Genomic DNA, 14,563 nt, shown 5'->3' with positions numbered 1-14,563 from the left:
GGAGGCCCGTTCACATGCTCTGGCCGTGGTGATCCACCAGGGCAGCTAGAAGCCGGGTCAACTCCTCGCGTTCCGGCGGGGTCAGTGGGGCGAGCACCTCGTTTTCCGCCTCGATAAGCAGTCTGTCCAGCTTCAACAGTTGCCGGTGCCCCTGCTGGGTGACCGTGATGGTGTTCCGTCGGCGGTCGGCTGGGTTGGGTGAGCGCTCCACCAGTCCGCGATCGGCCAGTTCGTTGATCACTGTGACCATGTCGCTGCGATAGATCCCCGTGCGGCGGCTCAACTCCGCCTGGCTGGCGGGTCCGAACTCGTCCAGCGTGGCGAGCGCCGCGTAATGCCACTTACGGGCGCCCGCGCGCGCCAACTCCTCGTTCACCAGGCGGTCCGACTGGATCGCGGCCAGCGACAGCAGCCGGCTCCCCAGATTCCGCAACCGGGCGGCGGTGACCGGGCGTTCGGTCGCGCGCGCCGGGCCGGGCGTGCTGTTGTCCATGCCGCTGTTCATACCGCGATCGTACGTTGCGTTAGTCTCACTAACAAACTATCCTCGCCGCCGAGAGCAGCGTTAGTGTGACGAACGATTCAAGGGAGTGCAGACCATGATCAAGCCGTTCCGCATCGACATCCCACAGGCCGCCCTCGACGACCTGACCGACCGGCTCTCCCGCACCCGCTGGCCCAACGAGGTCGCCGACGCCGGGTGGGACTACGGCTTCCCGCTCGCGCGGCTCAAGGAATTAGCCGCCTACTGGCGCACCGGCTACGACTGGCGCGCGCATGAGGCCGAGCTGAACCAACTTCCGCACTTCACCACCGAGATCGACGGGCAGAACATCCACTTCGTCCATGTCCGCTCTCCGAAAGCGGACGCGCTCGCGCTGGTCCTCACCCACGGCTGGCCCGGTTCGTTCCTGGAATTCCTCGACGTGATCGAACCGCTGGCACGCGACTTCCACCTGGTGATTCCGTCCCTCCCGGGTTATGGCTTCTCCGGGCCGACCCACGAACGCGGCTGGGACATGGTCCGGGTCGCGCGGGCCTGGGCCGAGCTCATGCGCCGTCTCGGGTACGAGCGCTACGGCGCGCAGGGTGGCGACTTCGGCTCAGGCATCTCCACGGCGCTCGGCGCGGTGGCACCCGAGCAGGTCGTCGGGGTGCACGTCAACTACCTGCCGACCCGGCCGGATCCGGACGCAGGCATCGCACTGTCCGCAACGGATGAGGCGCGACTGGACAAGATCCGGCATCTGATGGCCAATCGCCCTCCGTACCAGACTCTCCAGGCCACCACCCCGCAGACCATCGGCTACGCGCTGACCGACTCACCGGTCGGCCAACTGGCCTGGATCGCCGAGCGCTTCGCGCAGTGGACGGACCCTCGCTCGCCGATCAGTGACGAACGGATGCTCACCGACATCTCGCTGTACTGGCTGACCGCCACCGCGGCTTCCTCGGCGCGGCTGCACCACGAGGCCCCGAGGGGGAGCGAGCCGTGCCCGGTACCCATGGGCGTCGCGGTCTTCGCGCACGACATCACCCAGTCGGTGCGACCGCTGGCCGAGCGGCTGTACGACATCAGGCACTGGTCGGAGTTCGAACGCGGCGGCCACTTCGCCGCGATGGAGGTGCCGGAGCTGCTCGCCGAGGACATCCGCGACTTCTTCCTCACCCACCTCAAGGACGACCACCGGACCGCCACCCGCTAGCACCCGCCGGACGGCCGGGCTCGTCGTGGGTCGAGCAGTGGATACCGCCGCCACCGGAGGCGATGGTGTCGATCTCGACCTGCACCACATCCCGCTGGGGGAAGTGCTCCCGCAGGATGCTCCTGGCCCGCTGGTCCGCCTTGCGGTCGCCGAAGCGAGGGATGAGGACCGAGCCGTTGGCCACGTAGAAGTTCGCGTACGTCGCCACGAAGTCGTCGCCCTCGCCGGTGATCTCGTACAGGTCCGGCTGCGGCAGGTCGACGATCTCGAAGGGCCGGCCCCTGGCGTCGGTCGCCTCGCTCAGGACGGACTTCGCCTGGTCGGCCGCGCGTGACCAGGAGTCGGCCGGGGTGTCGGGGTGCGCCCGGTCCAGGAGCACCACGCCCGGCTCGGTGAAGCGCACCAGGCTGTCCACGTGTGCGTCGGTGATGTCCTCGCCGCGCACACCGGCCAGCCAGATCACCTTCTGGACGCCCAGGGTCTGCTTGAGCTCCGCCTCGATCGTCTCCCGGCTCTTGCCGCGGTTGCGGTTGTCGTTGACGAGCGAGCTCTCGGTGACCAGGAGCGTGCCCTCGCCGTCGGTCTCGAACGAACCGCCCTCGGCCACCAACGGGGCCTCGGTGCGCGCAATGCCGTACCTGGCGAGCAGGTGCAGGCCCACCCGGCCGTCATGGGTGTGCCCCTGCTTGTCGCCCCACCCGTTGAAGTGGAAGTCGACCCCCAGGACCTTGCCGTCCTGTTCCACGAAGACCGGCACGGTGTCACGGGCCCACAGGTCGTCGACGGCCAGCGGGATGACCTCGACCTCGCGCCCGCACGCCTGCTGGGCGGCCTTCAGCTGGTCGGGCCGCGCCATCAGCACGACGTCCTCGTACTCCGCGAGGGCACGGGCGATACGGGCGACGTCCTCGCGTACGTGGCGCAGGCCGTCCTCCCACACCGACACCAGGGCGGGCCACGACATGAACGTACGCGTGTGGCTCTCCCACTCGGCACCCAGGCGGCGGGGGGAAAGGTGCGGCACGGTGGGCTCCGAATCAAGGGGGTGGCACCAACGTAGTGGAGTTCTCAGGCCGAGCGCCGACCGGCCACCGCGACCGGCCAGTAGTGCTCGGTGAAGAGGCGGGCCGTCAGCTCGCCCCGGGTGGAGACGTCCGCCTTGGTGAAGACGGTCTTCAGGTGGTCCCGGACCGTGTGCGGCGAGATGAACAGCGTCGCGGCGATCTCGGTGGTGGTCGTGCCGCGGGCGACCAGCTGGGTGATCTGGAGCTCGCGCGAGGTCAGTCCGTACGCCTGGGCGACCAGGACCCCCAGGTCGGCGGGGCCCGCGGGCTCGATGACCAGCGCGACCGGGCCCGGCCGGCCGCCGGCCGCAGTGAGGGCGGAGGCGTGACAGGTCAGCCACCGGCCCTCGGTGGTCCGGATGCGCACCCGGGCCTCGCCGCGGTCGTGGCCGCCGGCCACCGCCCGCGCCTGCAAGGCCGTGCCGATCACCCAGATGGGCAGCCGCAGCCCCAGCGGGGTGGGGAAGGACGGCCCGTCCGGGAGGAGGGCGAGCAACTGTCGCGCCTCGTCGTTGATGGAGGTGGCCTCGCCCGACGCGTCGAAGAGGATCAGCCCGGGGCCGGGCCGGCCCGTCGCGGGCCCGACCCCGCGCGGCCGCGCGAACGTACGCAGCCGCTCGGCCAGCGGTCGCGACAGACCGGCGACCAGCGCGACCTCGTCCGGGCCGAACGCCGCCGCGGTCTGCGGGGTCCGCGCGGTACGGAGCAGGCTCACCAGCCCCCACGGCCGCTCTCCGATCCGCAGCACGGCCCGCAGTTCGTCGTGCACCCCCAGGCCGAGCAGCAGGCGCCGGAACCGGGAGCTGCGCGCGGGCAGATCACCGGTCGCCGCACGCAGCCCGGCCGCGGGTACCGTCGCCCTGGCCAGCTCGCGGAACGGCAGCACGTTCTCCTCCAGGAGCTCGCTCTCCCAGTACTCCGCGCAGCCCTCACCGGTGCCGAGGTTCTCCACCCGCATCGGCGCGGTGATCAGACCCGTCTCCGGGTCGGCCGCCGTCCACACCGCCGCGTCGAACGGCACCTGCCGTCCCAGGCCCGCCGAGACCCGGCCGAACAACTCGTATGCGTCGGTGGCCCGTTCAGCGGCCGCCAGTACCCCGTTCCTCATGTGCACCCCTCCGGAAGCCCACCCTGCCCGTTCCCCGCGCATCCACCAACCCCCCATCCGAGGGGGTCACGCCCGGCCGATTGCCCGCAGGTGGGGGATGGGGCCGGGCACCCCCGGACGGCGAAGGTCGAGTTCACCCGGATCAGCGCGATCCCGGACCGGCGCAGACCCGGCGAGCAGTGCAAACCCATCGATCCATCGAGAGGCAAAGCCATGGACATCGCCATCATCGGAGGCGGCGCGGCAGCGGTCGCCCTGCTGGACGCACTCGCCACCGCGCGGGACGCCGAGCCCGGCACGGTCACGGTCTTCGAACCGTCACCGCACCTGTGGCGGGGACGCCCCTACGGCCCCGACCTGGACGCGGTGCTGGTGAACGCACCGCCCGGCCTGATGTCCGTCCGGTACGGAGACCTCGGCCACTACGCGGCCTGGCTGGGCGAGCGGGGTGCCGCACACCTCGCCCCCCTCCTGGGACAGCCGCTGGCTCCGCGCGCCCTGTACGGCCACTACCTGGTGCACACCGCCGAGAAGGCGGTGGCGGCGCTGGAGGAGTCGGGCCGCCGGGTGCGGATCGAGGCGGCGCGCATCACCGGGGCCACCCGCTCCGGCGGCCGGCTCGCGCTGCGCGGCGCGGACGGGCGGACGTACACGGCCACCCACCTGGCGCTGTGCGTGGGCAGTGGGACGCCGCCCGACCTGTACGGACTGGCCGGAAGCCCGGGATACACGGCCGACCCGTACCCGCTGAGCGGCACCCTCGAAGCCGTCCGCGTCACCGATGACGTGGCGGTCATCGGCAGCGGACTGACCGCCGTGGACGTCGTGGTGTCGCTCGCCGCACGCGGGCACACCGGACGCATCGCGCTGCTCTCCCGCAGCGGGCTCCTGCCCCACGTCTGGCAGCGTCCGCTCGACCGCCGCCCCCGGCACCTCACAGTGGAGCGGGTCACCGAGCTGCACCAGCGACGCTCGGGCAGCCTCACGCTCGACGACCTCTGCGGGCTCCTGCACGCCGAACTGGACGACGGCGACGAGGACTTCGACGTCCTGGCGGCCGAGCTGACGGCAGCCGGAACCGAGGCGCCCGCCCAGTGGCTCCGTGGTCAGCTGGCCGCCGTGGACGACCCGCGGACAGGGCGCCGGATGCTCCAGGAAGCGGCACACGCCGTCGGCCCCTACGCCTGGCGCCTGCTGCCCGAGGCCGACCGCACCCGGCTGCGGAAGCACTCACGCCTCGCCGTCAGCGCGGCCGCACCGATGGTCCCGGTGAACGCGGCCACCCTGATGCGGCTCATGGACTCGGGCCAGCTCTCGGTCGTCCCCGGCCTCCGGTCGATCAACCGGGCGAACGGAAGCTTCCGGGTGCACACCACCCAGGGCACGGAACGCACCGCGGACGTCGTCGTCAATGCCGTGAACCCGCCGCCGCATGCGGTCCCGGACGCGGCCCGGCAACTGGTCCACTCCCTCACCACCGCCGGCCTGACCGCACCGCACCCGGGCGGCGGCCTGCTCCCCGCCGACCCACGCGTGCACGTGGTCGGGGACCTCACCGGTGGCGGCTCCTTCATCACCGCGGGCATCACGGGCGTCGGCGCGCAGGCGCAACGGGTGGCGGAGGCGCTCCGTAACGGCTGATCCCTATCTCAGGAGGCGTCCGGCGGGTGTGCGTACGGGGACCTCCGTACGCACACCGCTCCGGGGCCGTACGGCACTCGCCAACTCGGCGCGGTGCCTGCGCCGACGGTCCGTGAACCACCTGGTCAGGAAGGCAGGGCCCGGGCGCCAGTCCCCTTCCAGCCAGCGGACGAGACGCAGTTGCAGGGGGTCCAGGAGCAGAGCCACCAGGAGCGGGCCCCTCAGGATCAGGACGGTCGGCCCGGCACCGAGCCCCTCGACGGCGCGCCGGGCCCGTCCGGCATCGGGTGGGGCGCCCGGTGCTCCGGACGCCAGGACCAGCAGCAGGAAGGCGCCGCACATGACGACGGGCAAAAGTGAGGCGGTACGACCGGGGAGCCGCAGCGCGTCGAGAAGGGCGCTGGGGGTCATACGCCGTGGCCGGGAGATCCGTGGCGTCCAAGTTCGTCGCCGGATCGAACGAGCCTGACCGCACGGCCAGTTGGGCCCACGAGAGGGCTGCGCCGAGATCGCCGGGCTCGCCCGTCCACTCGTACCTGTCCCGGAACTGGTGGCCCAGGGCCGCGTGCCAGTGGACGGCGGAGCCGTCCGGCGGTTCGAGGGCGGCCGCCCGCCCGGTGAGCGCGATGCTCTCGTCCAGTACGGCGAGGTCCCGGGCGTCCCTGGCCCGGTCGTACAGCTCCTGGGCCCTTGTTCCCAGGACGAGTTGCCGCAGCCGCAGGGAGTCGCGGGGCTGCTTGCGCCACCTCGTACCGGCCCACCCCTGACCGCCGACCGCGCCGTGGTGGAGCAGGACCCATTCAACTCCCTTCGGCTTCACGGGGCTACGGGAAAGCCGCACTCCGTGGCACGGGCTCCGTTGACAAAATCGATACCTGGTAGAAACCTGTCTGCTCAACGCTGCAAAAGATTGACGGATCTACTCAATTTTTTGATTCTCGGCGTTCGCTATCCGATATCACCAGGCCCTCGGCAGTCCCTCGCGCCCGGAAACCGCGCGGCGGGACGGCGCCCGGGTGCCCAGGGAAGGGATCGAGAGGGCTTCATGAGTGAGAGAACCGAGAGACCTCGCAACCGGCGGCTGCTCGCCGGACTGACCGCGGCGGGACTGCTGGCCGGCGGGCTGCTGCCGATGGCGGCGTACGCCGCCGACCGTCACCACGTGCAGGACAGCGCGACCGCCCGCGCCGACGGGCAGACCTCGCCGACCGCCCGCGCCACCGGTCAGACCCCGCCGACCGCCCGCGCCGCCGCGCAGGCCCCGTCGCGTGCGCTGGAAGGCCCCAACCTCGCGCTCGGCCGCCCCGCCACCGCCTCCGGCGCGCACGGTGCGTACCCGGCGGGCAATGTCACCGACGGCAGTCAGGCCACCTACTGGGAGAGCGGCTCCGGCACCTTCCCGCAGTGGGTGCAGATCGACCTCGGCAGTGCCGTCGACGTCACGGAGGTGGTACTCAAACTCCCCGCGTCCTGGGAGGCCCGCACCCAGACCCTGAGTGTCCAGGGCAGCGCCGACGGCGCCGCCTTCAGCACCCTGTCCGCCTCCACCGGCCGCGTCTTCACGTCCGCGTCCGGCAACCGGGTGCCGCTCACCGTCACCGGCAAGGCCCGCTACGTACGCGTCCAGATCACCGCCAACACCGGCTGGGACGCGGGGCAGTTGAGCGAACTGGAGGTGTACGGCAAGGACGGCGGAACCGACCCCGGCACCCCGCCCACCGGCACCAACCTCGCCCTGCGCAAGCCGATCGAGGCCTCCTCCGTCACCCAGAACTACGTGCCCGCCAACGCCAACGACGACAGCACCAGCACCTACTGGGAGGCGGGCGGCGCCTCCTCCACCCTCACCGTCAAGCTGGGCGCCGACGCCGACCTCTCGGGCGTCGTCCTCAAGGTCAACCCCGACGCCGCCTGGGGAGCGCGCACCCAGAACCTCCAGGTGCTGGGACGCGCGGCCGGTGCGTCCGGCTTCACCTCGCTCAAGGCCCGCGCCGACTACACCTTCAGTCCGTCCGGCAACACCAACACGGTCAACATCCCCCTCTCCGGCCGCTACGCCGACGTACGCCTGCAGTTCTTCGGCAACACCGGCGCGGGCGGCGGACAGGTCGCCGAGTTCCAGGTGGTCGGCGCGGCCGCACCCGCCCCGGACCTCACCGTCGCCGACCTGAGCTGGTCGCCCGCGGCGCCGTCCGAGTCGGACCCGGTCACCGTGGACGCCACCGTGCGCAACACCGGCACCGCCGCGTCCCCCGCCAGCACCGTCGACATCGGCGTCGAGGGGGCCGTCGCGGGCAGCGCCGCGGTCGGCGCGCTCGCCCCCGGCGCGTCGGCGAAGGTCCCCGTGCAGATCGGCAAGCGGGCCGCGGGCAGCTACACGGTGTCGGCGGTCGTCGACCCGACCGACACGGTCGCCGAACTCGACAACAGCAACAACGGCCGTACGGCAGCGGCCAAGCTGATCGTGGGCCAGGCTCCCGGAGCGGACCTGGAGGTCACCGGGATCACCAGCAGCCCCGCCGCCCCGCCCGTCGGCTCGCCCGTCGGCTTCACCGTCTCGGTGCGCAACCGCGGTACCAGCCCGGTCGCGTCCGGATCGGTCACGCGCCTCACCGTCGGCTCCACCACACTCAACGGCACCACCCCGGCCATCGCCGCGGGCGGCTCCGCCACCGTCGCCCTCACCGGCAGCTGGACCGCCACCAGCGGCGGCGCCGTGCTGACCGCGACCGCCGACGCCACCGGCGTCGTCACCGAGACCAACGAGAACAACAACACCTTCGCCCGCTCCCTGGTCGTCGGCCGGGGCGCGGCCGTGCCCTACACCGAGTACGAGGCCGAGGACGGCCGTTACAACGGCTCCCTCCTGGAGTCCGACGCCCTGCGCACCTTCGGCCACACCAACTTCGCCACCGAGTCCTCCGGCCGCAAGTCGGTCCGGCTGACCGCCACCGGCCAGTACGTGGAGGTCACCGCCACCAGCCCCGCCAACTCCCTCGTCGTACGCAACTCGATCCCGGACGCGGCGGCGGGCGGCGGCCAGGAGGCGACGCTGAGCCTCTACGCCAACGGCCAGTTCGTCCGCAAGGTCAACCTGTCCTCCAAGCACAGCTGGCTGTACGGCAGCACCGACGACCCCGAGGGCCTGACCAACAAGCCCGGCGGTGACGCCCGCCGCCTCTTCGACGAGGCGAACGTCCTGCTCACCCAGACCTACCCGGCGGGCACCGTCTTCCGTCTCCAGCGCGACGCGGGCGACAACGCCTCCTTCTACGTCGTCGACCTGATCGACCTGGAGCAGGTCGCGGCCCCCGCCGCCAAACCCGCCGAGTGCGCCTCCATCACCGCCTACGGAGCCGTCCCGGGCGACGGCATCGACGACGCCGACGCCATCCAGCGCGCGGTGACCGCCGACCAGAACGGCGACATCCCCTGCGTATGGATTCCGGCGGGCCAGTGGCGGCAGGAGAAGAAGATCCTCACCGACGACCCGCTGAACCGCGGGCAGTTCAACCAGGTCGGAATCAAGGACGTCACGATCCGCGGCGCCGGCATGTGGCACTCCCAGCTCTACTCGCTGATCGCCCCGCAGGACGCGGGCGGCATCAACCACCCGCACGAGGGCAACTTCGGCTTCGACATCGACGACAACACCAAGATCTCCGACATCGCGATCTTCGGCTCCGGCACCATCCGGGGCGGCGACGGCAACGCCGAGGGCGGTGTCGCGCTCAACGGCCGCTTCGGCAAGAACACGAAGATCAGCAACGTCTGGATCGAGCACGCCAACGTCGGCGCCTGGGTCGGCCGCGACTACTCCAACATCCCCGAGCTGTGGGGACCGGGCGACGGCCTCGAATTCAACGGTGTCCGCATCCGCAACACCTACGCCGACGGCGTCAACTTCGCCAACGGCACCCGCAACTCGACCGTCTTCAACTCCTCCTTCCGCAACACCGGCGACGACGCGCTGGCGGTGTGGGCGAGCAAGTACGTCAAGGACACCTCGGTCGACGTCGGCCACGACAACCACTTCCGCAACAACACCATCCAGCTGCCGTGGCGCGCCAACGGCATCGCGGTGTACGGCGGTTACGGCAACACCATCGAGAACAACCTCATCTCCGACACCATGAACTACCCGGGCATCATGCTGGCCACCGACCACGACCCGCTGCCCTTCTCCGGCCAGACCCTGATCGCGGGCAACGGCCTGTACCGCACCGGCGGCGCGTTCTGGAACGAGGACCAGGAGTTCGGTGCGATCACCCTGTTCGCCCAGGGCCAGCCGATCCCCGGTGTCACCATCCGCGACACCGACATCCATGATTCGACGTACGACGGCATCCAGTTCAAGACCGGCGGCGGCGAGATGCCGGGCGTGCAGATCAAGAACGTCACCATCGACAAGTCGGTCAACGGCTCCGGAATCCTCGCCATGAGCGGGGCGCGCGGCAGCGCCACCCTCACCGGCGTGACCATCACCAACTCGGCCCAGGGCAACGTCCTGATCGAGCCGGGCTCCCAGTTCGTGATCAACGGTGCGGCGGGCGCGCAGGCCCGTCGCCGCTGATCGCCGCAGCACCCTCCCGTACGACCGGTGCGCCCGGCCTCCCCGCCGGGCGCACCGCCCCCCACCCATCCCACTGACGTGCCCCGCCGCAAGCGCGGCGGCACGAGATCGGGGACGCATGAGATCGAGACAGCGCGTGGCGAGAGGCGTGCTCAGCGCCACGCTCGCCACCAGCCTCCTCCTGCTGGCCGGACCCCTCCTGACCTCGGCATCCGCTGCCGAAGGACCCAACATCGCCGTGGGCGACCCCGCCTCGGCGAGCAGCTCCCACAGCGAGTACGGCGCGGCGAACATCACCGACGGCAACCAGTCCACGTACTGGCAGAGTGCGGGCACCGGACTCCCGCAGTGGGCGCAGACCGACCTCGGGACCTCGCAGCGGGTCGACGAGGTGGTGCTCAAACTGCCCGCAGGATGGGAACAGCGCGACCAGACCCTCGCCGTGCAGGGCAGCGCCGACGGCACCAGCTTCACCACCCTCAAGGCGTCCGCCGGGTACACCTTCGCACCGGGCTCGGGCAACACCGTCACGGTGGGCTTCCCCGCGACGCAGACCCGGTTCGTACGGATCGCGATCAGCGCCAACACCGTCTGGCAGGCTGGGCAGTTGTCCGAACTTCAGGTGCACGGCGCGGGGGAGTCCTCGGTCAACCTGGCCCGCGGCAAGGCCTTCACCGCCAGCAGCCAGACCGAGGTGTACGCACCCGGCAACGCCGCCGACGGCAACAAGGCCACCTACTGGGAGAGCCGCAACAACGCGCTCCCGCAGTGGCTCCAGGCCGACCTCGGAGCCTCCGTGCGCGTCAACCGCGCGGTCCTGCGCCTCCCCGACGGCTGGGGAGCGCGCACCCAGACCCTGAAGCTCCAGGGCAGCACCAACGGCTCCGACTTCACCGACCTCACCGCTTCCAAGGCGTACACCTTCGACGCGTCCGGCCAGAACTCCACCACCCTCACCTTCGACGCCACCACCACCCGTTACGTCCGCGCCCTGGTCACCGCCAACAGCGTTCAGAACGCAGCCCAGTTGAGCGAGCTGGAGGTCTACGGTCCGGCCACCGGCGACACGCAGGCCCCGACCGCCCCGGCGAACCTGGCCCACACGGAGCCCGCCACCGGTCAGGTCAAGCTGACCTGGGGCGCGTCCACGGACAACATCGGCGTCACCGGCTACGACGTCTACGCCAACGGCACCCTGCTGACCTCCCTCGGCGCGGGCGTCACGACGTACACGGACAACCGCCCCGCCTCCGCCACCGTCAGCTATTACGTACGGGCCAAGGACGCCGCCGGGAACCAGTCGGCGAACAGCAACACCGTCACCCGTACCGGCGACACCGGTGACACGCAGGCCCCGACCGCCCCGGCGAACCTCGCGTACACCGAGCCCGCGAGCGGCCAGATCAAGCTGGCCTGGGGCGCGTCCACGGACAACACAGGCGTGGCGGGCTACGACGTCTACGCCAACGGATCGCTCCTGACCTCGGTGGGCGCGGGCGTCACGACGTACACGGACAACCGTCCGGCGTCCGCGACCGTCAGTTATTACGTACGGGCGAAGGACGCGGCCGGGAACCAGTCGGCGAACAGCAACACCGTCACCCGCAACGGAACCGGCTCCGGGGGCGGCAGCAACCTCGCCGTCGGGAAGCCGATCTCCGCCTCCTCCGTGATCCACACCTTCGTCGCGGAGAACGCCAACGACGACAGCACGGCCACCTACTGGGAGGGCACCGGCCACCCCGCGACCCTCACGGTCAAGCTCGGCGCGAACGCCGACGTCGACCGGCTCGTCCTCAAGCTCAACCCCGACTCCGCCTGGGGCCGGCGCACCCAGACCATCGAGGTGCTGGGCCGCGAGCAGGGTGCGTCCGCGGTCACCTCGCTGGTCGCCTCCAAGGAGTACGTCTTCGACCCGGGGAGCGGGCAGAACACCGTCGCGGTCCCCGTCGGCAGGCGCGTCGCCGATGTCCAGCTGCGCTTCACCGCCAACTCCGGTTCCGGAGCAGGCCAGTTGGCGGAGTTCCAGGTGATCGGAGTGGCAGCACCCAACCCCGACCTCGAAGTCACCGCACTGACGGCATCGCCCGCAGCACCCGTCGAGACGGACACGGTCACCGCCTCGGTGACCGTACGCAACAGCGGTCCTGCCGCTGCTGCCGCCAGCAAGGCCGCAGTGCGGCTCGGCGGCACCAAGGTCGCCACCGCGCAGATCCCCGCCCTCGCAGCGGGCGCGCAGGCCACGGTCACCGCCTCGCTCGGACAGCGCGAGGCGGGCTCCTACGAACTCAGCGCGGTCGCCGACGACAGCAACGAGGTGCTGGAGCAGAACGAGTCCAACAACACCCTGACCACCCCGAGCCCGCTGGTCGTCAAGCCCGTCGCGAGCGCGGACCTGGTGGCCGCCTCGGTGACCACCACACCGTCCTCCCCGGCCGCCGGTGACGACGTCACCTTCAAGGTGGCCCTCAAGAACCAGGGCACCGTCGCCTCCTCGGGCGGCGACCACGCGGTCACCGTCACGCTGACGGACGCCAAGGGCGCGGTCGTCAAGACGCTGACCGGCAACCACTCCGGAGCCATCGCGGCGGGCGCGACCACCGTGCCGGTCGCGCTCGGCACCTGGAAGGCCGCCAACGGCTCGTACACCGCGAAGATCACCGTCGCTCCTGACGCGGCCGAGCTCCCGGTCAAGCGCGAGAACAACACCTCCACCCAGCCGCTCTTCGTGGGGCGCGGCGCGAACATGCCGTACGACATGTACGAGGCGGAGGACGGCACCGCCGGTGGCGGCGCCCAGGTCGTCGGCCCCAACCGCACCGTCGGCGACATCGCGGGCGAGGCTTCCGGGCGCAAGGCGGTGAACCTGGACGCGACCGGCGAGTACGTCGAGTTCACCACCAGGGCCAGCACGAACACCCTGGTCACCCGCTTCTCCATCCCGGACGCCCCGGGCGGCGGAGGCATCGACTCGACGATCAACGTCTATGTCAACGGCGTCATGAAGAAGGCGTTCCCGCTCACCTCCCGTTACGCCTGGCTGTACGGGAACGAGACCGCGCCCGGCAACTCGCCGGGGTCCGGCGCGCCCCGGCACATCTACGACGAGGCGCACCTGCTGCTCGGCGAGACCGTTCCGGCGGGCGCGAGGATACGGCTCCAGAAGGACGCCGCGAACACCTCCACGTACGCGATCGACTTCGTCAACACGGAGCAGGTGGCGCCGGTGGCGAACCCGGACCCGGCGACGTACGCCGTGCCCGCCGGATTCGGCCACCAGGACGTGCAGAACGCCCTGGACAAGGTGCGCATGGACACGACGGGGAAGCTGGTCGGCGTGTACCTGCCGCCCGGCGACTACCAGACGTCCAGCAAGTTCCAGGTGTACGGCAAGGCGGTCAAGGTCGTCGGGGCGGGGCCCTGGTACACCCAGTTCCACGCGCCCGCCGGGCAGGAGAACACGGACGTCGGGTTCCGCGCCGAGGCGGCGGCCAAGGGGTCGTCGTTCTCGAACTTCGCGTACTTCGGGAACTACACCTCGCGGATCGACGGACCGGGCAAGGTCTTCGACTTCTCCAACGTGTCGGACATCGTCATCGACAACATCTGGAACGAGCACATGGTGTGCCTCTACTGGGGCGCGAACACCGACTCGATGACCATCAAGAACTCCCGTATCCGCAACATGTTCGCCGACGGCATCAACATGACCAACGGGTCGACGGACAACCTCGTCACCAACAACGACGCCCGGGCCACCGGTGACGACAGCTTCGCGCTGTTCTCGGCGATCGACGCGGGCGGCGCCGACATGAAGAACAACGTCTACGAGAACCTGACGTCGACGCTGACCTGGCGGGCGGCGGGAGTCGCCGTGTACGGCGGGTACCACAACACCTTCCGCAACATCCACATCGCCGACACCCTGGTCTACTCCGGAATCACCATCTCCTCGCTGGACTTCGGGTACCCGATGAACGGCTTCGGGACCGACCCCACGGTCTTCGAGAACATCTCGGTGGTCCGGGCCGGCGGACACTTCTGGGGCGGTCAGACCTTCCCCGGCATCTGGGTGTTCTCCGCCTCGAAGGTCTTCCAGGGGATCCGGGTGAACCACGTGGACATCGTCGATCCCACCTACAGCGGGATCATGTTCCAGACGAACTACGTGGGCGGGCAACCGCAGTTCCCCATCAAGGACACCGTCTTCACGGATGTCTCGGTCACCGGGGCACGCAAGAGCGGCGACGCCTACGATGCCAAGTCGGGCTTCGGGCTGTGGGCCAACGAGCTGCCGGAGGCGGGCCAGGGGCCGGCCGTCGGCGAGGTCGTCTTCAACGGGCTCAGGCTCAGCGGCAACGCGGTGGACATCCGTAACACCACGTCCACCCTGAAGATCGTCAACAACCCCTGACGGCACACCTGGAGAGGGGTCGCCCGGCTCCTCTCCAGGTGTCCGGTCAGCGCATCC

The 14,563-nt window shown here is 70.7% G+C and carries 8 protein-coding genes; 4 read left to right on the top strand and 4 right to left on the bottom strand.

Features of this window, described 5'->3' with window-relative positions:
- Nucleotides 1-10: 10 nt before the first annotated feature.
- Entirely contained in the window at nt 11-505 is a 495-nt protein-coding gene (locus ACIA73_RS01850) for a MarR family winged helix-turn-helix transcriptional regulator (protein ID WP_399436255.1), read from the bottom strand.
- Nucleotides 506-599: 94 nt separating this feature from the next.
- On the opposite strand from ACIA73_RS01850, the gene ACIA73_RS01845 reads away from it, so the two are divergent.
- Entirely contained in the window at nt 600-1,706 is a 1,107-nt protein-coding gene (locus ACIA73_RS01845) for an epoxide hydrolase family protein (protein ID WP_399436254.1), read from the top strand.
- On the opposite strand, the gene ACIA73_RS01840 is transcribed toward ACIA73_RS01845, so the two are convergent.
- Entirely contained in the window at nt 1,675-2,730 is a 1,056-nt protein-coding gene (locus ACIA73_RS01840; protein ID WP_399436253.1) for an agmatine/peptidylarginine deiminase, read from the bottom strand. The two genes, ACIA73_RS01845 and ACIA73_RS01840, sit on opposite strands and share 32 nt — an antisense overlap.
- A gap of 44 nt (nt 2,731-2,774) precedes the next feature.
- Nucleotides 2,775-3,878 carry a LuxR C-terminal-related transcriptional regulator gene (locus tag ACIA73_RS01835; RefSeq protein WP_399436252.1) on the bottom strand — a complete coding sequence of 368 codons (1,104 nt, stop codon included), beginning with the start codon at nt 3,876-3,878 and terminating at the stop codon, nt 2,775-2,777.
- A gap of 213 nt (nt 3,879-4,091) precedes the next feature.
- Here ACIA73_RS01835 and ACIA73_RS01830 point away from each other — a divergent pair, with 213 nt between their 5' ends.
- Nucleotides 4,092-5,519: an FAD/NAD(P)-binding protein gene (locus ACIA73_RS01830; RefSeq protein ID WP_399436251.1), complete on the top strand. Its 1,428-nt coding sequence runs from the start codon at nt 4,092-4,094 to the stop codon at nt 5,517-5,519.
- Between the two features lie 3 nt (nt 5,520-5,522).
- On the opposite strand, the gene ACIA73_RS01825 is transcribed toward ACIA73_RS01830, so the two are convergent.
- The gene (locus ACIA73_RS01825; protein WP_399436250.1) at nt 5,523-5,930 is read right to left on the bottom strand and encodes a hypothetical protein; all 408 of its coding nucleotides are present in this window, start codon (nt 5,928-5,930) and stop codon (nt 5,523-5,525) included.
- A 634-nt stretch (nt 5,931-6,564) separates the two neighbouring features.
- Between ACIA73_RS01825 and ACIA73_RS01820 the strand changes: the two genes are divergently transcribed.
- Both ACIA73_RS01820 and ACIA73_RS01815 read left to right on the top strand, forming a co-directional pair.
- A complete protein-coding gene (locus ACIA73_RS01820) occupies nt 6,565-10,092 on the top strand; it encodes a CARDB domain-containing protein (protein WP_399436249.1) in 3,528 nt (1,175 codons plus the stop codon).
- A gap of 118 nt (nt 10,093-10,210) precedes the next feature.
- Nucleotides 10,211-14,506, top strand: coding sequence for a discoidin domain-containing protein (locus ACIA73_RS01815; RefSeq protein WP_399436248.1), 4,296 nt, complete (start codon nt 10,211-10,213; stop codon nt 14,504-14,506).
- The last annotated feature ends 57 nt before the right edge of the window (nt 14,507-14,563 follow it).

It is taken from the genome of Streptomyces sp. NPDC051561 (genome assembly GCF_044454195.1).
Classification (GTDB): domain Bacteria; phylum Actinomycetota; class Actinomycetes; order Streptomycetales; family Streptomycetaceae; genus Streptomyces.
Note: the sequence above shows the minus strand (reverse complement) of the source record. Positions and strands in the feature narration are given on the sequence as shown.

Bases quoted from the DNA above. Each gene is read 5' to 3' on its own strand.
- ACIA73_RS01850 (WP_399436255.1), bottom strand. From the start codon at position 505: ATGAACAGCGGCATGGACAACAGCACGCCCGGCCCGGCGCGCGCGACC.
- ACIA73_RS01845 (WP_399436254.1), top strand. From the start codon at position 600: ATGATCAAGCCGTTCCGCATCGACATCCCACAGGCCGCCCTCGACGAC.
- ACIA73_RS01835 (WP_399436252.1), bottom strand. From the start codon at position 3,878: ATGAGGAACGGGGTACTGGCGGCCGCTGAACGGGCCACCGACGCATAC.
- ACIA73_RS01830 (WP_399436251.1), top strand. From the start codon at position 4,092: ATGGACATCGCCATCATCGGAGGCGGCGCGGCAGCGGTCGCCCTGCTG.
- ACIA73_RS01825 (WP_399436250.1), bottom strand. From the start codon at position 5,930: ATGACCCCCAGCGCCCTTCTCGACGCGCTGCGGCTCCCCGGTCGTACC.
- ACIA73_RS01820 (WP_399436249.1), top strand. From the start codon at position 6,565: ATGAGTGAGAGAACCGAGAGACCTCGCAACCGGCGGCTGCTCGCCGGA.
- ACIA73_RS01815 (WP_399436248.1), top strand. From the start codon at position 10,211: ATGAGATCGAGACAGCGCGTGGCGAGAGGCGTGCTCAGCGCCACGCTC.